Origin of the sequence: Streptomyces sp. NPDC020884 (assembly GCF_044333935.1) — a bacterium.
Taxonomy (GTDB): domain Bacteria; phylum Actinomycetota; class Actinomycetes; order Streptomycetales; family Streptomycetaceae; genus Streptomyces.
Genome location: NZ_JBIRRY010000003.1, coordinates 402,342 through 420,374, shown reverse-complemented (window position 1 = coordinate 420,374; position 18,033 = coordinate 402,342). Strand labels below are relative to the sequence as shown.

General features: G+C 72.4%; 20 protein-coding genes. 14 read left to right on the top strand and 6 right to left on the bottom strand.

The features are described 5' to 3' along the window. The first annotated feature begins 3 nt into the window (after positions 1 to 3). The gene (locus ACH4UK_RS12865) at positions 4 to 663 is read left to right on the top strand and encodes an imidazolonepropionase-like domain-containing protein (protein ID WP_398356056.1); all 660 of its coding nucleotides are present in this window, start codon (positions 4 to 6) and stop codon (positions 661 to 663) included. A 20-nt stretch (positions 664 to 683) separates the two neighbouring features. On the opposite strand, the gene ACH4UK_RS12860 is transcribed toward ACH4UK_RS12865, so the two are convergent. From ACH4UK_RS12860 to ACH4UK_RS12850, 3 genes are read right to left on the bottom strand one after another with little or no spacing between them, the layout of a single operon-like run. Beyond that, on the bottom strand, positions 684 to 1,640 hold the full coding sequence (locus tag ACH4UK_RS12860) for a DUF3152 domain-containing protein (RefSeq protein WP_398356055.1): 957 nt from the start codon (positions 1,638 to 1,640) through the stop codon (positions 684 to 686). Continuing rightward, entirely contained in the window at positions 1,637 to 2,530 is an 894-nt protein-coding gene (locus ACH4UK_RS12855) for a hypothetical protein (protein ID WP_398356054.1), read from the bottom strand. The genes ACH4UK_RS12860 and ACH4UK_RS12855 overlap by 4 nt, the downstream gene beginning before the upstream one ends. A 9-nt stretch (positions 2,531 to 2,539) precedes the next feature. Next, positions 2,540 to 3,049, bottom strand: coding sequence for a SigE family RNA polymerase sigma factor (locus ACH4UK_RS12850; protein ID WP_398356328.1), 510 nt, complete (start codon positions 3,047 to 3,049; stop codon positions 2,540 to 2,542). 464 nt (positions 3,050 to 3,513) lie between these two features. Between ACH4UK_RS12850 and ACH4UK_RS12845 the strand changes: the two genes are divergently transcribed. The 5 genes from ACH4UK_RS12845 to ACH4UK_RS12825 are packed head-to-tail and all read left to right on the top strand — an operon-like array spanning position 3,514 to position 8,028. Then, entirely contained in the window at positions 3,514 to 4,410 is an 897-nt protein-coding gene (locus ACH4UK_RS12845) for an ABC transporter permease (RefSeq protein ID WP_398356053.1), read from the top strand. Between the two features lie 50 nt (positions 4,411 to 4,460). Further along, positions 4,461 to 5,513, top strand: a complete 1,053-nt coding sequence (locus tag ACH4UK_RS12840; RefSeq protein WP_398356052.1) for an ABC transporter substrate-binding protein — start codon at positions 4,461 to 4,463, stop codon at positions 5,511 to 5,513. Beyond that, positions 5,497 to 6,330 carry an ABC transporter ATP-binding protein gene (locus ACH4UK_RS12835; RefSeq protein WP_398356051.1) on the top strand — a complete coding sequence of 278 codons (834 nt, stop codon included), beginning with the start codon at positions 5,497 to 5,499 and terminating at the stop codon, positions 6,328 to 6,330. The genes ACH4UK_RS12840 and ACH4UK_RS12835 overlap by 17 nt, the downstream gene beginning before the upstream one ends. A 51-nt stretch (positions 6,331 to 6,381) precedes the next feature. Next, entirely contained in the window at positions 6,382 to 7,305 is a 924-nt protein-coding gene (locus ACH4UK_RS12830; protein WP_398356050.1) for a TauD/TfdA dioxygenase family protein, read from the top strand. A gap of 30 nt (positions 7,306 to 7,335) precedes the next feature. Further along, on the top strand, positions 7,336 to 8,028 hold the full coding sequence (locus ACH4UK_RS12825) for a demethylmenaquinone methyltransferase (protein ID WP_398356049.1): 693 nt from the start codon (positions 7,336 to 7,338) through the stop codon (positions 8,026 to 8,028). Between the two features lie 22 nt (positions 8,029 to 8,050). Here the strand turns inward: ACH4UK_RS12825 and ACH4UK_RS12820 are convergent, their stop codons facing one another. Further along, positions 8,051 to 8,578 (bottom strand): GNAT family N-acetyltransferase, encoded by a 528-nt coding sequence (locus ACH4UK_RS12820; protein ID WP_398356048.1) that lies wholly within the window; start codon positions 8,576 to 8,578, stop codon positions 8,051 to 8,053. A 97-nt stretch (positions 8,579 to 8,675) separates the two neighbouring features. Between ACH4UK_RS12820 and ACH4UK_RS12815 the strand changes: the two genes are divergently transcribed. Further along, positions 8,676 to 9,959, top strand: coding sequence for a geranylgeranyl reductase family protein (locus ACH4UK_RS12815; RefSeq protein WP_398356047.1), 1,284 nt, complete (start codon positions 8,676 to 8,678; stop codon positions 9,957 to 9,959). Positions 9,960 to 9,965: 6 nt separating this feature from the next. Here ACH4UK_RS12815 and ACH4UK_RS12810 read toward each other — a convergent pair whose 3' ends face one another. Beyond that, entirely contained in the window at positions 9,966 to 10,550 is a 585-nt protein-coding gene (locus ACH4UK_RS12810; protein ID WP_398356327.1) for a CGNR zinc finger domain-containing protein, read from the bottom strand. A 115-nt stretch (positions 10,551 to 10,665) separates the two neighbouring features. Here ACH4UK_RS12810 and ACH4UK_RS12805 point away from each other — a divergent pair, with 115 nt between their 5' ends. From ACH4UK_RS12805 to ACH4UK_RS12795, 3 genes are all read left to right on the top strand, one after another. Then, positions 10,666 to 11,403, top strand: a complete 738-nt coding sequence (locus ACH4UK_RS12805; RefSeq protein WP_398356046.1) for a metallophosphoesterase — start codon at positions 10,666 to 10,668, stop codon at positions 11,401 to 11,403. A 233-nt stretch (positions 11,404 to 11,636) separates the two neighbouring features. Next, positions 11,637 to 11,813 carry a hypothetical protein gene (locus tag ACH4UK_RS12800; RefSeq protein WP_398356045.1) on the top strand — a complete coding sequence of 59 codons (177 nt, stop codon included), beginning with the start codon at positions 11,637 to 11,639 and terminating at the stop codon, positions 11,811 to 11,813. Positions 11,814 to 12,205: 392 nt separating this feature from the next. Beyond that, on the top strand, positions 12,206 to 13,375 hold the full coding sequence (locus ACH4UK_RS12795) for a Cmx/CmrA family chloramphenicol efflux MFS transporter (protein WP_398356044.1): 1,170 nt from the start codon (positions 12,206 to 12,208) through the stop codon (positions 13,373 to 13,375). 96 nt (positions 13,376 to 13,471) lie between these two features. On the opposite strand, the gene ACH4UK_RS12790 is transcribed toward ACH4UK_RS12795, so the two are convergent. Continuing rightward, positions 13,472 to 14,311, bottom strand: coding sequence for a C40 family peptidase (locus ACH4UK_RS12790; protein ID WP_398356043.1), 840 nt, complete (start codon positions 14,309 to 14,311; stop codon positions 13,472 to 13,474). 753 nt (positions 14,312 to 15,064) lie between these two features. Between ACH4UK_RS12790 and ACH4UK_RS12785 the strand changes: the two genes are divergently transcribed. Genes ACH4UK_RS12785 through ACH4UK_RS12770 form a run of 4 tightly spaced genes read left to right on the top strand, consistent with a single transcriptional unit; the run spans position 15,065 to position 18,032 of the window. Continuing rightward, positions 15,065 to 15,424, top strand: coding sequence for an NADH-quinone oxidoreductase subunit A (locus tag ACH4UK_RS12785; protein ID WP_003967084.1), 360 nt, complete (start codon positions 15,065 to 15,067; stop codon positions 15,422 to 15,424). 18 nt (positions 15,425 to 15,442) lie between these two features. Beyond that, the gene (locus ACH4UK_RS12780; protein ID WP_398356042.1) at positions 15,443 to 15,997 is read left to right on the top strand and encodes a NuoB/complex I 20 kDa subunit family protein; all 555 of its coding nucleotides are present in this window, start codon (positions 15,443 to 15,445) and stop codon (positions 15,995 to 15,997) included. Continuing rightward, positions 15,994 to 16,710, top strand: a complete 717-nt coding sequence (locus ACH4UK_RS12775) for an NADH-quinone oxidoreductase subunit C (RefSeq protein ID WP_398356041.1) — start codon at positions 15,994 to 15,996, stop codon at positions 16,708 to 16,710. The genes ACH4UK_RS12780 and ACH4UK_RS12775 overlap by 4 nt, the downstream gene beginning before the upstream one ends. Next, the gene (locus ACH4UK_RS12770; protein WP_398356040.1) at positions 16,710 to 18,032 is read left to right on the top strand and encodes an NADH-quinone oxidoreductase subunit D; all 1,323 of its coding nucleotides are present in this window, start codon (positions 16,710 to 16,712) and stop codon (positions 18,030 to 18,032) included. The genes ACH4UK_RS12775 and ACH4UK_RS12770 overlap by 1 nt, the downstream gene beginning before the upstream one ends. The last annotated feature ends 1 nt before the right edge of the window (position 18,033 follow it).

Sequence of the window (18,033 nt, the reverse complement as noted above, 5' to 3'; positions counted from 1 at the left end):
CCCGTGCTGACGATTCACGCCGCGCCGCTGGTTCTTCCGGTCGGCGCGGCGACCGTCGTGGAGGGCGCGGTGGCGGTGGACGGCGACCGGATCGCCGCCATCGGACCCTACGAGCGGGTCGCCGCCGCGCACCCGGCCGCCCGGGTCCGCCGCTGGCCCGGCCTCCTCACGCCCGGACTGCGTCAGGACCGGGCCCGGGAGCTGCTCACCCGCTGCTACCACCCGGACCCGCGCGAGGCCGAGGAGCTGGGTGAACTCCCGCTGTGGGGCGAGGATTTCGAGCGGCTCGCGGCGACGATGGACGCGACCCGGCGGGCCGGCGGCGTCCGGCGCGGGCTCCAGCGGATGCTGCGGCACGGCACCACGCACCTGGCGGGCCCCTTCGGCGCGGACGACCCCGCGCTGCGCACGGCCCTCTCCCGGTCCGGTCTCGTCCAGGTCCCGCCCCCGCCCGGCCCGCCCGGCCCGCCCGGCCCGCCGGACCTGGACCCCTTCGCGGCGGGCGGTGATCTGGCCGGTACGGCGGGCGCCCCGCTGACCGTGGGCGGGCGCGCGGACTTCGCGGTCTTCGACGTGCCCGACGAGGCGGCGCTGTACGAGGCGGGGGCGGCCGCCTGCGTGGCGACCGTCCTCGCGGGGCGGCTCGTGCACCGCGCCCGCTGAAGCCTGCGGCGCCCGGGGGATCACGGGACCTTCGGGCCTCCCAGATAGCGGCCCTTCGCGTCGTACGGCCAGGCGTTGGCGACACAGCCATTCAGCCCGTCGATCTGCTGCATCATCGCGGGCGCGGGACGGCCCTTCCCCGGGCAGGTCTCGTGGCCGCGCCCCAGCCAGTGGCCGACCTCGTGATTGACGATCAGCGCCCGGTACTCGGAGACGGGCCCGTCGAACTGCGGCGAACCGAGCAGCCAGCGCTTCAGGTTGACCATCACCTTCTCGCCGCCCCGGCAGTTGACCTCGCCGCGCGTGTTCAGCCCGTACTCACCGCACAGCCGGTCGGTGGTCGCCGGGGTGGCGATCTTGATCACCAGCCCCGCCGGTCCGTCGGCGACCTGGCGGAACGAGCGTTCGCCGCCGTGGCTCCAGCCGCGCGGATCGGCGAGGACGGCGGCGATGTCCTCGGCGGCCCGGTCGGGGTCGACGCCGATGCCGTCCTCCACCTCGACCCGGTAGGCGCTGCCCCCGCCCTTCGCCGTGACGCCCGCGCGGGCCACGGTGAACGTGCCGGGCCCCGATGCGGGGAGGTCCCCGGACCCGTCGGCGTCCGCCCCGGCCGAGGCGGACGGGACCGGGGCCGGCGGGGCGGGCCGCGGCCGGACGGGCTCCGCCGCGTTGTCCGGCCCGCCCGCCGGAGCGGTCGGCGCCCCGGCCGGAGCCGCGTTGCCCGGTCCGCCCCCGTCCTGCCAGGGGCGGCCGACGGCGAGAGCCGCGCCCGCCACGACCGCGAGCGCCAGCACGGCGAGAGAGGCCGCCCGGCGCCGGTTCCGCCGTCGGCGCCGCACCCGGGAGCGGGCCGTCGACCGCGCACGGCCCGCCCCGGGCCCCGAGGACCGGGGCGGCGGCATCCGCAGCCGGAAGGTGTCCTCGTCGCGCTCGCCGTACGCGCGCGGCAGGGTGCCCGTGGAGCGGCGGCGCGTCACGAGGCGGCCCCGCTCCGCGTCACCGGGTTCTCGTCGGCGTACGCGATCAGCTCCCGGAACCGCGGGCTCTGGACCACCCGGACCAGGTCCCCGGCGGTGACGGGGGCGCCGCCCGCCCCCGACGGCGCGGGCGAGACGGACAGCACCACCGTGCTGCGGCCGGACCGGTACCGCAGGGAGACCTCCGTCCCCGTCCGGCCCGCGGCGGGCTGCCGGTACACCCGGGCGGGCGTGCCGTCGTCCAGCGTGAGGCCGTCGCAGGTCAGCCCCTTCTCCGGGAGGTCGCGGCAGGCGGGCGTCGCGCTCCCCGGATCCGGGCGCACCGACAGGCGGACGGCGTGCACGATCCCGCCGCGCCGCCCCTGGTAGCTCTGCGCGTCGTCGCCGACCGGCAGGACGGTCCCGATGGACGCGGGCAGCAGGGCGTCCAGGGCCCCGGCGACCTGCTTCCGGAAGTCCTCCAGGCGCGGGGCCTCCTCGGGGCCGGAACCCGGCGGGGCCGACAGGGGCGGCGATGCGGGGGGCGTCGTCGCCCCGGGGGTGGATATCGGGCTCGGCATCTCGGGGCGTGGCTCCGTACGTTGGGGTGACGGGGTCGGGGCGGGCAGGGAGAGGGACGGTCCGGCGGGCACGACGGGATCCGCCTCGGGTCCCGACAGCAGCCAGGGACCGAGCACGGCGAGGCCCAGGGTCACGGCGGTGACCGCGACGAAGGTACCGGCCACCGCGAACGCCCGGGTCCTGGCCCGGCGTCGGCGCCCCTCCCGTACGGCGGCGGGGACCAGGTCGGGCTGGAGGGGCAGCGGTCCCGCGGTCCGGTGCAGGGCGTCCCGGAACAGCTCCTCGTCGGGCGCGCGAAGCGGCGGGTGCTCGTGCGGTTCAGGGGTCATGACCGGCCCTCAGCTTCCGGTGGAGTAGAACTGGACGTCGCCCATCCGGGCGCGCAGTCGGACGAGCGAACGCGAGCACTGGCTCTTCACCGTGGACTCGCTGCACCGCAGCAGCGAGGCGACGGTCTCCACGCTCAGGTCGTCCCAGTAGCGCAGGACGACCATCGCCCGTGCCCGGGGCGGGAGTTCGGCGAGCAGCCCGAGCAGGGTGACCCGGAGGTCGGCCCCCGCGGCCGGATCGGGGTGCGGGCGGGGCGCGTTGCGCCGGTGGGCGAGCAGATCGCTGACGGTGCGGCGGCGTTCGGCCACGAAGGTGCGCACCAGCACGGTCCTGGCGTAGGCGTCGAGATGGTCCGCCCGGCTCGCCCTGCGCCAGTGCTGGAAGAGCTTGGCGAGCGTCGTCTGCGTCAGGTCCCGCGCGCCCTCGACGTCTCCGCACAGCAGGTAGGCCGTCCGGTACAGCCGGTGCTGCCCGGTCCGGGCGTACGCCTCGAACGCGGCGCTCTCGCCGTCCGCCATGGCGGGCTCCGCCCCAGCCGGCATCCGCCCTCCCCTCTCCTCGACCCCCACCCCTTACAGAGCACGCGTGTGCCGAAAAGGTTGAAGAGAAGTGAAGATCGGTTCGTGGCGATGTGCCGGCCGGTCCACGCACCGGTCCGGGGGCGTCTCACTCCCTGGCGGATCCTGGTGCCCGCGCGAAGCGCTGTGCTAGAACAGCGCTCGTGACAGTCGATCGTTTTCTGGTGGAGTGCCTCCACATCGATCTCTGCCGCGTTTCCAGCGCATCCTGTTGATGCCTGCCGCGGCATCCTCGGCGATGCCCACGTGATGCCTGCGCGCGTCCCCGGTATCCGCGCCTCCCGCGCCTTCTCCGCCTCCGGTCTCCGCCCCTCGCGTCCGCGCGTTCCCCGCGCCGCCCGCTCTTTCCTCCCGCCGGCCCGTTCCCCGGTCCTGCGACGCTCCATGACTCCGGAGACCCCTTCATGCCGACCTCCCCGTCCGTGCGGGAACGGACCGCCGGACCCGCCGGACCCGCCGCCCCCGTGATCTCCGGCCCGCCGGCCGGGGACGGCCGCCGCCGCCGTCCCGAACGCACCGCCCTGCTGCGCCGCATCGGTCTGCGGGTCCTCGCGCTCGCCGTCCTGCTCGGCCTCTGGCAGCTGGTGACCGCGCTCCAGCTGTGGTCGCCGGTGCTGGTGCCCTCGCCCGCCGCCGTGTGGCGGGCCCTGCTGGAGACCTCCGGTACGCACGACGGCGTCCGGGGCTACCAGGGGCACACCCTGATCGAACACCTCGGGATCAGCCTGCGCCGGATCTTCGTCGGGGCCGGCGCGGGCGTGGCCGCCGGGCTGGTGGCCGGCGTCCTCATGGGGACGCTCCCCTGGGTCCGGGTGGTGCTGGAGCCCGCGGTGGCCTTCCTGCGCACCCTGCCCCCGCTCGCCTACTTCAGCCTGCTGATCATCTGGTTCGGCATCGACGAGGCGCCCAAGCTGTGGCTGCTGGCCATCGCCGCGATGCCGCCGGTCGCCGTCGCCACCGCATCGGCGGTGGCGTCCGCGCCGACGGCCCTGGTCGAGGCGGCCCGCGCGATCGGGGCGCGGCGCGCCCAGGTCGTCACCTCCGTCGTCCTGCCGTCCGCGCTGCCCGAGATCCTCGTCGGCGTCCGGCTCGCCTTCGGCATCGCGTACTCCTCCGTCGTCGCCGCCGAGACCGTCAACGGACTGCCCGGGATCGGCGGACTGATCCGCGACGCGCAGCGCTACAACCAGTCCGACACCGTCGTGCTCGGCCTCTTCGCCATCGGCATCTCCGGTCTGCTCATCGACGCGGCGCTGCGGCTGCTGGCGGACCGGCTCGCCCCGTGGCGCTCCCACGCATGACCCGCCCGCACCACCGCCCGCACCGCAACCCCGGAACGAAGGACACCCACATGCCCCGAACACGCGGCCTCCTCCGCATCACCTCCCTCGCCGCGGCCCTGGGCTCCCTGCTGGTGATGACGGCCTGCGGTCAGGGCGGCGGCTCCGGCGACGGGGGCGACGGCGGCAAGACGATACGCATCGCCTACCAGGCGTTCCCCAGCGGCGACCTGATCGTCAAGGAGAAGGGCTGGCTGGAGAAGGCGCTCCCCGGCTACCGGATCAAGTGGACCAAGTTCGACTCCGGCGCCAGCATCAACACCGCGTTCGTCGCCGGGGCCGTGGACCTCGCCGCGATCGGCTCCAGCCCGGTGGCCCGGGGGCTCTCCGCGCCGCTGAACATTCCGTACGAGGTCACCTGGGTGCTCGACGTGGCCGGGGACAACGAGGCGCTGGTCGCCCGCGACGGCTCCAAGATCTCCTCGGTGAAGGACCTGGAGGGCAAGAAGGTCGCCACCCCGTTCAGCTCCACCTCGCACTACAGCCTGCTCGCCGCGCTCGACCGGGCCGGCGTGGACGCCTCGAAGGTCCAGCTCCTCGACCTGGAACCGCAGGACATCCTGGCCGCCTGGACCCGCGGCGACATCGACGCCACGTATGTCTGGCTGCCGACCCTGGAGGAGCTGAAGAAGACCGGCGAGGTCATCGTCTCCAGCCGCGAACTCGCCGCGGGCGGCAAGCCCACCCTCGATCTCGGCGTCGCCTCCACCAGCTTCCTCGAGGCCCACCCCGACGTGCTGCCCGCCTGGCGCACGGCGCAGGCCCAGGCGCTCGACCTGATCCACGACGACCCCGACGCCGCGTCGGCGGCCGTGGGCAAGCAGCTCGGCATCAGCCCGGCCGAGGCGGGGGCCCAGATCGAACAGGGCATCTTCCTCAAGCCCGCCGAGCAGGCCGACGCCAAGTGGCTCGGCGCCCCCGGCAAGGTCGGCGGTCTCGCGGACAACCTGCACAGCGCCGCGCAGTTCCTCGTCGACCAGAAGCAGATCGACTCCGCACCGGACGTCGAGACCCTGCGCAAGGCCATCCACGTGGAAGGGCTCAGCGATGCCGTCAGCCCCTGACACCCGCAAGGCTCGCGAGACGCGCGAGGAGACCGTTACGGACCCCGGCGCCGCGTCCGTCGTCTCCGTACGCGAGGTCCGCCACTCCTACGGGCGGGGCGCGGACGCCGTGACGGCGCTCGGCCCCCTCGACCTGGAGATTCCCGCCGGTGAGTTCCTGGTGCTCGTCGGGCCCTCCGGCTGCGGCAAGAGCACCCTGCTGCGGCTGATCGCGGGCTTCGAACACGCCACCGAGGGCACGGTGGAGGTGTTCGGCGAGCGCCCCGACCCCGGCAGCCAGGCGGGGATCGTGTTCCAGCAGCCGCGCCTCTTCCCCTGGCGCACGGTCGGCGACAACATCGGCCTGGCGCTGAAGTACGCGGGCGTGTCCCGGGACGAACGCCGGGAGCGGACCGCGGAGTTGCTGGAACGCGTCGGCCTCGCGGACACCGCCGGCCGCCGCATCTGGCAGATCTCCGGCGGCCAGCAGCAGCGCGTCGCCATCGCCCGCGCCCTGGCGGGCGGCAAGCGACTCCTGCTGCTCGACGAGCCGTTCGCCGCGCTCGACGCCCTCACCCGGGAGCGGCTCCAGGAGGACCTGCGTACGGTGAGCGCGGAGACCGGGACCACCTCGGTCTTCGTCACCCACAGCGTGGACGAGGCGGTCTTCCTCGGCACCCGCGCGATCGTCCTCACCGACCGACCCGGGAGCATCGCCCTGGACATCCCGATCGACCTGCCCCGCACCGGCGCGGACCCCGACGAACTGCGCGGACTGCCCGAGTACGCCGCGCTGCGGGCCGAGATCGGCACGGCGGTGCGCAACGCGGCCCGCTGACACCGCGGCCCGGCACCACGGCACGCCCTGTACGACGAGAGGAGAAGGATCATGACCATCGCGACGACGCCCGTCCTGCGCGAGGCCCGCATCCCCGCCGACGGTCTCTACGAGGGCCCGCGCGAGCTGCGCCGGGTCCCGGAGGGCTGGACCGACCGCCCCTACGAGCGGTTCCGCGTGGTTCCGCTCGGCCGGGTCATCGGCGCCGAAATCCACGGCGTCGACCTCTCCCGCCCGCTGGAGGCCGCCCTGCGCGACGAGCTGGACCGGGCCCTGCTGGAGTGGAAGGTGCTGTTCTTCCGCGACCAGCACCTCACCTCGCTCCAGCAGCGCGCGTTCGCCGGGCACTGGGGCGAGCTGGAGACCAACCCGCTGCTCGCCACCGGCGACGACCCGGAGGTGGTCCGCTTCGACCGCACCGCCGTCCCCACCTTCGAGAACGTCTGGCACACCGACGTCACCTTCCGCGAGCGCCCCGCCCTCGGCGCGGTCCTCCAGCTCCGCGAGGTGCCGCCGGTGGGCGGCGACACGCTGTGGGCGGACATGGCCGCCGCGTACGACAACCTCCCCCGGGAAGTGCGGGAGCGGATCGAGGGGGCACGGGCGGTGCACGACTTCATCCCCGGCTTCTCCCGCTTCTATCCGCCGGAGCGGCTGGCGGCCCACCAGGAGCGGTTCCCGCCGGTCGAGCACCCGGTGGTGCGCCGCCACCCGGTCACCGGCCGCCGGACGATCTTCGTCAACGCCTCGTTCACCACCCGGATCGTGGGCTTCGCCCAGGAGGAGAGCGACCGGCTGCTGCGGCTGCTCTTCCAGCAGGCGCACGCCCCGGAGTTCCAGGTGCGGTTCGCCTGGCGCGCGGGGGACGTCGCGTTCTGGGACAACCGGGCGACCCAGCACTACGCGGTCAACGACTACGCCCCGCACCGCCGGGTCGCCGAACGCGTGGCGATCGCGGGAGACCGCCCTCACTGATCCGCGGGGCCGGGCTGCTTGAATGGCAGGGTGACCCGAGCCTCCCTGGAAAAGCAGCCGCACGAAGTCGCCTCGATGTTCGACGGTGTGGCGGCCAACTACGACCTGACCAACGACGTGATCTCGCTCGGCCAGGCCCGGCTGTGGCGCAAGGCGGTCGCCCAGGCGGTGGACGCCCGCCCCGCACAGAAGATCCTGGACCTGGCGGCCGGTACGGCGACCTCCTCGCAGCCCTTCGTGAAGGCGGGCGCCTATGTCGTGCCGTGCGACTTCTCGCTCGGCATGCTCAAGGTCGGCAAGGAGCGCCATCCGTGGATGCCGTTCACCGCGGGCGACGGCATGAGACTGCCGTTCAAGGACGAGACGTTCGACACCGTCACGATCTCCTTCGGGCTGCGCAACATCCAGGACACCGACGTGGCGCTGCGCGAGCTGTACCGGGTGACGAAGCCCGGCGGCCGGGTCGTGATCTGCGAGTTCTCGCAGCCGACCTGGACCCCGTTCCGCACGGTCTACACGGAGTACCTGATGCGGGCCATCCCGCCGGCCGCCCGCGCGGTGTCCTCCAACCCGGACGCCTACGTCTATCTCGCCGAGTCGATCCGGGACTGGCCCGACCAGCCCGCCCTGGCCGCACTGCTCCAGAAGGCCGGCTGGTCGGACGTCGCCTGGCGCAATCTGACCGGCGGCGTGGTGGCCCTGCACCGGGCCACCCGCGCCTGACGGTCCCGCGACGGCCCCGGTCTCACAGCTCCAGGCGGAAGCAGACGGCCTCCTGGCCGCGCGGGGTGGCGTACGACTCGGCCCGCCGCATCCCGAGCCGTTCCGCGACCGCCATCGACCGGGCGTTGCCCGAGTGGACCATCGCGACCGCCTCGCGCACCCCCGCCGCCCGCAGCCGCTCCAGCGTGATGCGGGCGGCGGCGGAGGCGTACCCGCGTCCCCATGCGGCCCGCCCCAGCCGCCAGCCGATCTCGGTCGCCCCGACCGGCCCGTAGTGGGTGTGCGGCCACGGCTGCGCCCCCGTGAAGCCGAGTACGGTGTCGTCCTCGTCCGTGACGGTCCACAGGCAGTAGCCGAGCTCCGCGTCGTGCCGGCGCTGGCGCGCGGTGAGTTCCTCGTACACGGAGAAATCCGCCCGCCGGCCCCCGAAGAACTCCATGACCTCGGGGTCGTCGAAGGCTCGGTGCCAGCTCAGGGCGTCCTCGTCCGTCGGAACACGGAGGCGTACGGCGGGGGCCGAAGCCGGGGGCGTGGCAGGCGCGATCGACATGAGGGAGCCCTTCGGAGGGTTGGTCTGCAGGCCCCCATAGACTGCACGGGACATGTGCCGCGCGGCACGCGAATTCGAGTCTTCGGGAGATCCGACCGTGACCGAGCCCCTCTCCGAGCACAGCGCGGACGTGATCGTCGTCGGAGCGGGCCCAGCCGGCTCGACGACCGCGTACTACCTCGCCAAGGCCGGACTCGACGTCCTGCTCCTGGAGAAGACCGCCTTCCCCCGGGAGAAGGTCTGCGGCGACGGGCTCACGCCCCGCGCCACGAAACAGCTCGTCTCCATGGGGATCGACATCTCCGAGGAGGCAGGCTGGCTGCGCAACAAGGGCCTGCGCATCATCGGCGGCGGCCAGCGGCTCCAGCTGGACTGGCCGGATCTCGCCTCCTACCCGGACTACGGCCTGGTCCGCAAGCGCGACGACTTCGACGAGCAGCTGGCCCGGCAGGCGCAGAAGGCCGGAGCCCGGCTGCACGAGCGCTGCAACGTGGGCGCACCGATCAGGGACGAGCGCACCGGCCGCATCACCGGCGTCCAGGCGAAGATCGGCGAGGAGAAGACCCCGGTCACCTTCCACGCCCCCCTCGTCGTCGCCGCCGACGGCAACTCCACCCGGCTCTCCCTGGCGATGGGCCTGCACCGCCGCGAGGACCGCCCGATGGGCGTCGCCGTCCGGACGTACTTCACCTCGCCCCGCCACGACGACGACTATCTGGAGTCCTGGCTGGAGCTGTGGGACAAGCGCGGCTCCCAGGACCGGCTGCTGCCCGGCTACGGCTGGATCTTCGGCATGGGCGACGGCACCTCCAACGTGGGCCTCGGCATCCTCAACTCCTCCTCCGCCTTCAAGGAGCTGGACTGGCGTGAGGTCCTCAAGGCCTGGTGCGCCTCGATGCCCGAGGACTGGGGCTACACCCCGGACAACATGACCATGCCGATCCGGGGCGCGGCCCTCCCGATGGCCTTCAACCGCCAGCCGCACTACACCAAGGGCCTCCTGCTCGTCGGCGACGCGGGCGGCATGGTCAACCCGTTCAACGGCGAGGGCATCGCGTACGCCATGGAGTCGGGCCAGATCGCCGCCGACGTCATCGTCCAGGCCCACGCCCGCGCCACCCCCGCCCAGCGCGAACTGGCCCTGAACAACTACCCGAAGGTGCTCAAGGAGACCTACGGCGGCTATTACACGATGGGCCGCGTCTTCGTGAAGCTGATCGGCAACCCGAAGATCATGAAGATCGCCACCCAGCGCGGCCTGACCCACCCGCTGCTGATGAAGTTCACGCTGAAGATGCTGGCCAACCTGACCGACCCGCAGGGCGGCGACGCGATGGACCGCATCATCAACGGACTGTCGAAGGTGGCCCCGAGGGCCTGAGGCCGCTCAGGAAGGGCCCGCCGCACGCGTGCGTTCGTAGTGGCGGGCCACCCGGGCCCGGTTGCCGCAGGAGGGCTTGCACCACTCCTGCCGACCGTGGCTCTTGACGAAATAGCGTACGCAGCGCGGCGCGTGACAGGCCCGCAGCAGCTCGCGCTCCGGGCCGCTCAGGAAGTCGACGGCGTCCCGCGCCAGTGCCGCGACCAGCCGTACGCCCGGATCGTCCTCCGATGACAACAGGCGGGCCGTCAGGGCCCCTTCGGCCGGCCACTCCAGCTGGGGGGCGACGGGCTCCCGGGCGGCGGCCGCGTTGAGGTGGGTCAGTGCCCGGTCGGCGGGCATCAGCCGGTGGGCGTCGGCCGGGCTGGGCGGTGCCGGGCTGACCACCCGGGCGAACAGGGCCCGCACCGCCCGCCGCAGGCCGATGACCGCGGCCCGGAGCTCCTCGTCGGCGACCAGGTCCCCGGGGGCGCTCGCGGTGGTCAGCAGGCCGGGCTGCTGCTGGAGCCAGCGATGCGTTCCCCGGACCGTGTCCAGGTCGTCGAGGACTCCGCCGTCCCCGTCGTGACGGATGGTGCTCACCAGCTCCATGACGGGCCGCTGTGCCACCCGTTGCTCCCTCCGCCGCCTCTTGAACGTCTGCGCTTCCCACTCTAGAGTCCTAACGGAAGAATGAAAACAAGCGTTAGACGGGGGAGTGCCGCTCATGTTGCTTGCTCAGATCAGCGATCTGCACCTGGACGGGAGTGAACGCGCGACGCGGCGGGCCGCCCGCGTCATGGACCATCTGCGGGCCCTGCCCCGCCCGGTCGACGCGCTGCTGGTCACCGGGGACATCGCCGACCACGCGACCGAGGCCGAGTACGAGGAGGCCGTACGCCTGCTGGACGCGCCGTTCCCCGTGCTCGCGTGCCCCGGAAACCACGACGCCCGCCCCGCCTACCGCAAGGCCTTCCTCGGGGAGGCCCCGGACACCGCGCCCGTCAACCGGGTCCACCGCATCGCCGGAACCGCCATCCTGATGTGCGACTCCACGATCCCGGGCCGGGACGAGGGACGCCTCGACGCGCAGACGCTCGCCTGGATCGACGCGACCCTCACCGGGCTGCCCGACGGCGTCCCCGCGCTGATCGCCTTCCACCAGCCGCCCGTCGAGCTCCACCACCCGCTGCCGGACGCCGGGATGCTCCAGGAGCCCGAGCGGCTCGCCGCCCTGCTCGAGGCCCACCCGCGGGTCGTCGCCGTCCTCACCGGGCACGCCCACACGGCCGCCGCCTCGGCCTTCGGGGGCCGCCCCCTGATCGTCGGCCCCGCCGTCACCTGGACCCTGCGCATGCCCTGGGAGGGGGACCGGCCGGCCGACCGCGACCAGCCCCCGGGCCTCGCGTTCCACGTCCTGGGCGAGGACCGGCGGCTGACCACGCACTTCCGCGTCGTCCTCTGACGCCCCACGCGCCCACCCGCCACCGGTAATCCTCGGCCCCGCGGGTGATCGTGTGCGATGATTTGCGCGCCTCCCCGGTTGTCGGCAGTCCGGACCGGCGGGCGCCCGCCCCCGCACACAGCGGCGGCACCCGGCGCGTACCACTCCTCTTGACGCACGCTCACACCGAACGCAGGCCAGCGGGGTACGGAACAAGCCGATACAGCGCTGCTCGACCCCAAGGACAGACAGCCATGACCACCGCCTCCCTGCCCCAGCACCAGGGCCTCTTCCTGGAGCCCCGCTTCGCCGTGGATCCGACCGCGACGGACGAGGACGAGGACTTCGACGCCCCGTACGACGCGCCGCCCGCGCCCACCACCTCGGCCAAGGAGCCGGAGCGGACGAACCGCCGCCCCCGCCGCCGCTGATCCGGACGGCGGCCCTCCGGCCGGGAAAACCGCTGGAGGCGCCGCCACCCGGACGGTAACCTCCTGTCCCATGGCCAGCCCCGAGTCCGACAGACTCCGGCCACCGGTGCGCCGGTGGCCGTGTTCGTGCTGAGCGTCGCCGCCTGACCCCTCGGGTCACCGGCCCCCTCCCGTACGGTTCCACGCCCGCCGGATCACCGCGGGTACGGGCCGTTCCTCCCTCGCGTACGCGCTGAATCACCCCCGTACGCAGGGTTCGTGCCACCGGCTGATCACCGCCGGGCACTCCGCCGCCCCCGCCGGGCCTCCGGCGGGCGTCTCGCGCGGCCCGCATCCCCGCACTCCGGCCTGTCTGTCCACCCGACGGTTCCGTTCCAAGGGGCTTCTCACCCATGCCATTCGCCGTATATGTCCTCGGGCTCGCGGTCTTCGCCCAGGGCACCTCCGAGTTCATGCTGTCCGGGCTCGTCTCGGGCATCGCTGCCGACCTCGACGTCTCGCTCTCCGCCGCCGGCCTGCTCACCTCCGCCTTCGCCGTCGGGATGGTCATCGGCGCCCCCCTGATGGCGCTCTCCAGCCGCACCTGGCCCCGCCGCCGCGCCCTGCTCCTCTTCCTCACGGTGTTCGTCGCCGCCCATGTCGTGGGCGCGCTCACCCCGAGTTACGAGGTGCTCCTCGCGACCCGCTTCGTCGGGGCCCTCGCCAACGCGGGCTTCTGGGCGGTGGCCCTGACCACGGCCGTCGCGATGGTCCCCGACCGGCTGAAGGGCCGGGCCACCGCCGTGGTCGTCGGCGGAGTCACGATCGCCTGCGTGGTGGGCGTACCGGCCGGCGCGGTCCTGGGGGAGCGGTGGGGGTGGCGGTCGGCCTTCTGGGCGGTCGCGGTCGTCTCGCTGCCCGCCGTCCTCGCGGTCCTGCGCTCCATCCCGGGGGGCCGGGGTACGGACCCGGGCGTCGCGCCCGTGCCCGTACGGGACGAACTGCGCGCGCTGACCGGACCCCGACTGCGGCCGGTCCTCCTCACGATGGCCCTGGTGCAGGGCGCGACCTTCTGCACGTTCTCCTACCTGGAGCCGCTCCTCACCCGGGAGACGGGCCTGGGAGCGGCGTGGGTGCCGGTGTCCCTGGCGCTCTTCGGGGCGGGCTCCTTCGCCGGGGTCACGGTGGCGGGCCGGCTCGCCGACACCCGCCCGGTCGCCGTCGTCGCCACGGGCATGGCCGCGCTCGCCCTCGGCTGGGCCGCGCTCGCCCTGACGGCGGGCAGCCCGGTGCTCGCCCTGGCCCTGATCCCGTTCATGGGCCTGCTCGCCTTCGGTACGGGCACCGCCCTGATCACCCGGGTCCTGAGCCTCGCCCCCGGGGCCCCGACCCTGGCCGGGGCCTTCTCGACGACCGCGTTCAACCTGGGGGCGACGGTGGGCCCGTGGGCGGGCGGCCTGGCCCTGGACGCCGGGCTCGGCTTCCGGGCGCCGGTCTGGGTGAGCGCCCTGCTGATGGGCGCGGCGCTGCTCACGGCCGGGGCCGGCCGGGCGTGGGCGGCCCCGAGCCGCGCGACGGGCTGAGGCCCAACGGCCGAGGGCCGCCACTCCCGAGCGGGGGAGTGGCGGCCCTCAGCCGGATTCCGGTGCGCCGACGGGCGCCGCGGAACCGCTTGTGAATCAGAGAACGCGGACCGCGCCGGTCGGCCGGTCGTAGTCCAGGGAGCGCTGCACGGTGCCGGTGCCGGAGTTCTGCGCGCCGACGAACTCGCCGCCGCCGACGTAGATCGCGACGTGGTACGCGCTGCCCGCGCCGCCCCAGTACAGGATGTCGCCGGGCTGGAGGTTGTCCAGGGAGACCTGGGTGCCGGCGGTCGACTGCGACTGCGAGACGCGCGGCAGGTCGATGCCCACCGTGCGGTAGGCGGCCTGGACCAGGCCCGAGCAGTCCCACGCGTTGGGGCCGGTGCCGCCGGAGACGTACGCGTCGCCGACCTGGGCCTTGGCGAACGCGACGATGGCGCCGGCGGAGCCGCCGACGTTGGAGGAGGACGAGGGGGCGGAGGCGGAGCTGCCCGAGGAGCCGGAGGAGGCGCTGAGCGTCGTGCGCTCGGCGGTGCGGGAGGCGCGCTCGGCGCGCTCCTCCGCCGCTGCCTCGGCCCTGGCCTTCGCGGCGGCTTCGGCCTTCTTCTCGGCCTCTGCCTTGCGGACGGCCTCGGCGTGGGCCTTCTTGGCCGTCTTCGCGGCCTTCTCTGCCGCGGCGTCCTCGTACGCCTGTGTCTCCAGGTCGAGGGCGACCTGCTGGGTGGCCTGAGCGGAGGCGGCCACAGCGGTGGAGAAGCCGGACGTGATGGTGGGCATCTCGATGGTCTGGGTCACCGGCTCGGCCTGGGCCGGACCGGCGGCACCCGCGACCGCGATCGTGCTGAGGACGCCACCGGCAACTCCGGCTCGCAGCGCCGACTTCGAGGCACGCTGGCGGGGCTTCCGGTGGCTGGGTATGTGAGCGGTGTGGGACATGGGTACTAGCGCTATCAGGGCCCCGGGGGTCCCATCAAGAAACGTGTGTTGCGACACAGTTACGTTCGGAATGTGTGAATCCGCTTTCTGAGCGCCTTTATTGACGCCGTAACGGGCAAATCGGACGGTCGCGATCAGGCGCGTGATCACCGCCTTTCGGTAATACGCCCTAATTGCCCGTCGCTTACCATCCGTTCACACCGATGGCCAAGCCCCGCTTTCCGGGAGGTGGGGCCGAGTGGCGCAGGTCACAGTGTGAGTCCACCGGGGCGGGCAACCCTCGCGCCCGCGACCGGCGTGGCCGCCCACGGCCGGGTGCTCGATCCGGAACTTCGTGAATGCACGCACATGTCCCCATCGATCCCTGTTGCCCCTCGACCGGGTGACGGGCGAGGTCGAGTGGCCCCTTATCACCGCCGGGCGTCCCATCACCAATTTGCTTGTACAGGCCGTCGATTGATAGCGCCGCACGCCTTTGACCAGCGGTAACACCACTGAATGTCACGTCTCGTGATCACTCGGCCGCTTCGCGTACGAAGATCACCGCTCATACGACTTCATGATCCTTCGTCAGGTGGTGGAGATCACAAAGCCGTTGTCGTACCCCGTGTCGCAGATCACAGGGGAGCAGGCATAGGATGCGGGGCAGTCGGGCTTGTGAACTGCCTCACATGTGCACGATCTTGGTGAGGCGGCGAGCCGGTCGCCCGATGCGGTCCAACGGTCAAGGACGACTGGAAGGAGCTGAGGAGCGTGAATGCCTACGCGCCCATCCTCGTGCTCGGCGCCCTCGGGGCAGGGTTTGCGATCTTCTCCGTGGTCATGGCCACGCTTATCGGCCCCAAGCGCTACAACCGGGCGAAGCTCGAGGCGTACGAGTGCGGTATCGAACCCACCCCGACTCCGGCCGGAGGCGGCCGCTTTCCCATCAAGTACTACCTGACGGCGATGCTTTTCATCGTCTTCGACATCGAGATCGTCTTCCTCTATCCCTGGGCGGTCTCCTTCGACGCCCTGGGGATCTTCGGGCTCGTGGAGATGCTGCTCTTCGTGCTCACCGTCTTCGTCGCCTATGCGTATGTGTGGCGTCGGGGCGGCCTGGAATGGGACTGAGGGGCTGAGGGGCACACCATGGGACTCGAAGAGAAACTGCCGAGCGGCTTCGTTCTGACCACGGTCGAGCAGGCCGCGGGCTGGGTGCGGAAGTCCTCCGTCTTCCCGGCCACGTTCGGACTCGCCTGCTGCGCCATCGAGATGATGACGACCGGCGCGGGCCGCTACGACCTGGCCCGGTTCGGGATGGAGGTCTTCCGCGGATCACCGCGGCAGGCGGACCTGATGATCGTCGCGGGGCGGGTGAGCCAGAAGATGGCTCCCGTCCTGCGGCAGGTCTACGACCAGATGCCGAATCCCAAGTGGGTCATTTCCATGGGGGTTTGTGCGTCATCGGGCGGAATGTTCAATAATTACGCCATTGTGCAGGGTGTTGATCACATTGTCCCGGTTGATATTTATTTGCCGGGATGTCCGCCCCGACCCGAGATGCTGCTGGACGCGATCCTCAAGCTCCACCAGAAGATCCAGAACGGCAAGCTCGGGGTCAACGCCGAGGAGGCCGCCCGCGAGGCGGAGGAAGCGGCCCTCAACGCACTGCCCCTGATCGAGCTGAAGGGGCTGCTTCGGTGAGCGAGAACCCCAACGCGAACGGCAACGCCGTACCCGCCCCGCGCGACACCGGCGGCGAGGTCATCCGCGTCCGCAAGGGCATGTTCGGCGCGAACAACGGCGGCGACACCTCCGGCTACGGAGGCCTCGTCCGCACCGTCACCCTGCCGGGAGCCGTCTCCCGGCCGTACGGCGGCTGGTTCGACGAGGTGGCCGACGAGCTCGAAGGGGCCCTGGAGGAACAGGACCTGCTTCCCGCCAACGCCATCGAGAAGACGGTCGTCGACCGCGACGAGCTGACCTTCCACATCGCCCGCGAGCACCTGGTCCAGGTGGCCCGCACCCTGCGCGACGACCCCGCCCTGCGCTTCGAGCTCTGTACGGGCGTGAGCGGCGTCCACTTCCTGGGCGACAAGGGCCGCGAGCTGCACGCCGTCTACCACCTGCGGTCCCTCACCCACGGCCGGGTCGTCCGGCTGGAGGTGTCCGCCCCGGACAGCGACCCGCACATCCCGTCGCTCGTCGAGGTCTACCCGACCAACGACTGGCACGAGCGCGAGGCGTACGACTTCTTCGGGCTCGTCTTCGACGGGCACCCGGCCCTGACCCGGATCATGATGCCGGACGACTGGCAGGGCTTCCCGCAGCGCAAGGACTACCCGCTCGGCGGCATCGCCGTCGAGTACAAGGGCGCCCAGATCCCGGCTCCGGACCAGCGGAGGTCGTACTCCTGATGACCACTCCCCACGCAACGCCCCGTGCCACGACCGAGGGGACTGTCTACACAGTCACCGGCGGCGACTGGGACGAGGTCGTCGAATCCGCGGTGAAGTCCGACGACGAGCGCATCATCGTCAACATGGGCCCCCAGCACCCGTCCACGCACGGGGTGCTGCGCCTGATCCTGGAGATCGACGGCGAGACCGTCACCGAGGCCCGCTGCGGTATCGGCTACCTCCACACCGGCATCGAGAAGAACCTCGAATTCCGCAACTGGACGCAGGGCACCACCTTCGTCACGCGGATGGACTACCTGACGCCGTTCTTCAACGAGACGGCCTACTGCCTGGGCGTCGAGAAGCTCCTGGGCATCGAGGACCAGATCCCCGACCGGGCCACCGTCCTGCGCGTGCTGCTGATGGAGCTCAACCGGCTCTCCTCGCACCTGGTGTGCATCGCCACCGGCGGCATGGAGCTCGGCGCGACCACGATCATGATCTACGGCTTCCGCGATCGTGAACTGGTTCTCGACCTCTTCGAGCTCTTCACCGGCCTGCGGATGAACCACGCGTTCGTCCGCCCCGGCGGCCTCGCCCAGGACCTGCCCCCGGGCGCGGTCGACCGGCTGCGCGAGTTCATCAAGACCATGAAGAAGAACCTGCCGGAGTACGACAAGCTCGCCACCGGCAACCCCATCTTCAAGGCCCGCATGCAGGACGTCGGCTACCTCGACCTCACCGGCTGCATGGCGCTCGGCGTCACCGGCCCGGTGCTGCGCTCCGCCGGCCTCCCGCACGACCTGCGCAAGTCCGACCCGTACTGCGGCTACGAGACCTACGACTTCGAGGTCCCCACCGCCGACACCTGCGACTCCTACGGACGCTTCCTCATCCGGCTGGAGGAGATGCGCCAGTCGCTGCGCATCATCGAGCAGTGCATCGACCGCCTGGAGCCAGGACCGGTCATGGTCGCCGACAAGAAGATCGCCTGGCCCGCCCAGCTGGCCCTCGGCCCCGACGGTCTCGGCAACTCGCTCGACCACATCCGGAACATCATGGGCACCTCCATGGAAGCCCTGATCCACCACTTCAAGCTGGTGACCGAGGGCTTCCGGGTCCCCGTCGGGCAGACGTACACCGCCGTCGAGTCCCCCAAGGGCGAACTCGGCGTGCACGTCGTCTCCGACGGCGGCACCCGCCCCTACCGGGTCCACTTCCGCGACCCGTCCTTCACCAACCTGCAGGCCATGGCGGCGATGTGCGAAGGCGGCCAGGTCGCCGACGTCATCGTCGCCGTCGCGTCCATCGACCCCGTGATGGGAGGCGTCGACCGGTGAC

Coding starts and splice junctions, on each gene's coding strand:
- ACH4UK_RS12855 (WP_398356054.1), bottom strand. CDS start 2,530: ATGACCCCTGAACCGCACGAGCACCCGCCGCTTCGCGCGCCCGACGAG.
- ACH4UK_RS12850 (WP_398356328.1), bottom strand. CDS start 3,049: ATGGCGGACGGCGAGAGCGCCGCGTTCGAGGCGTACGCCCGGACCGGG.
- ACH4UK_RS12845 (WP_398356053.1), top strand. CDS start 3,514: ATGCCGACCTCCCCGTCCGTGCGGGAACGGACCGCCGGACCCGCCGGA.
- ACH4UK_RS12840 (WP_398356052.1), top strand. CDS start 4,461: ATGCCCCGAACACGCGGCCTCCTCCGCATCACCTCCCTCGCCGCGGCC.
- ACH4UK_RS12835 (WP_398356051.1), top strand. CDS start 5,497: ATGCCGTCAGCCCCTGACACCCGCAAGGCTCGCGAGACGCGCGAGGAG.
- ACH4UK_RS12830 (WP_398356050.1), top strand. CDS start 6,382: ATGACCATCGCGACGACGCCCGTCCTGCGCGAGGCCCGCATCCCCGCC.
- ACH4UK_RS12820 (WP_398356048.1), bottom strand. CDS start 8,578: ATGTCGATCGCGCCTGCCACGCCCCCGGCTTCGGCCCCCGCCGTACGC.
- ACH4UK_RS12810 (WP_398356327.1), bottom strand. CDS start 10,550: ATGGAGCTGGTGAGCACCATCCGTCACGACGGGGACGGCGGAGTCCTC.
- ACH4UK_RS12805 (WP_398356046.1), top strand. CDS start 10,666: ATGTTGCTTGCTCAGATCAGCGATCTGCACCTGGACGGGAGTGAACGC.
- ACH4UK_RS12800 (WP_398356045.1), top strand. CDS start 11,637: ATGACCACCGCCTCCCTGCCCCAGCACCAGGGCCTCTTCCTGGAGCCC.
- ACH4UK_RS12795 (WP_398356044.1), top strand. CDS start 12,206: ATGCCATTCGCCGTATATGTCCTCGGGCTCGCGGTCTTCGCCCAGGGC.
- ACH4UK_RS12790 (WP_398356043.1), bottom strand. CDS start 14,311: ATGTCCCACACCGCTCACATACCCAGCCACCGGAAGCCCCGCCAGCGT.
- ACH4UK_RS12780 (WP_398356042.1), top strand. CDS start 15,443: ATGGGACTCGAAGAGAAACTGCCGAGCGGCTTCGTTCTGACCACGGTC.
- ACH4UK_RS12770 (WP_398356040.1), top strand. CDS start 16,710: ATGACCACTCCCCACGCAACGCCCCGTGCCACGACCGAGGGGACTGTC.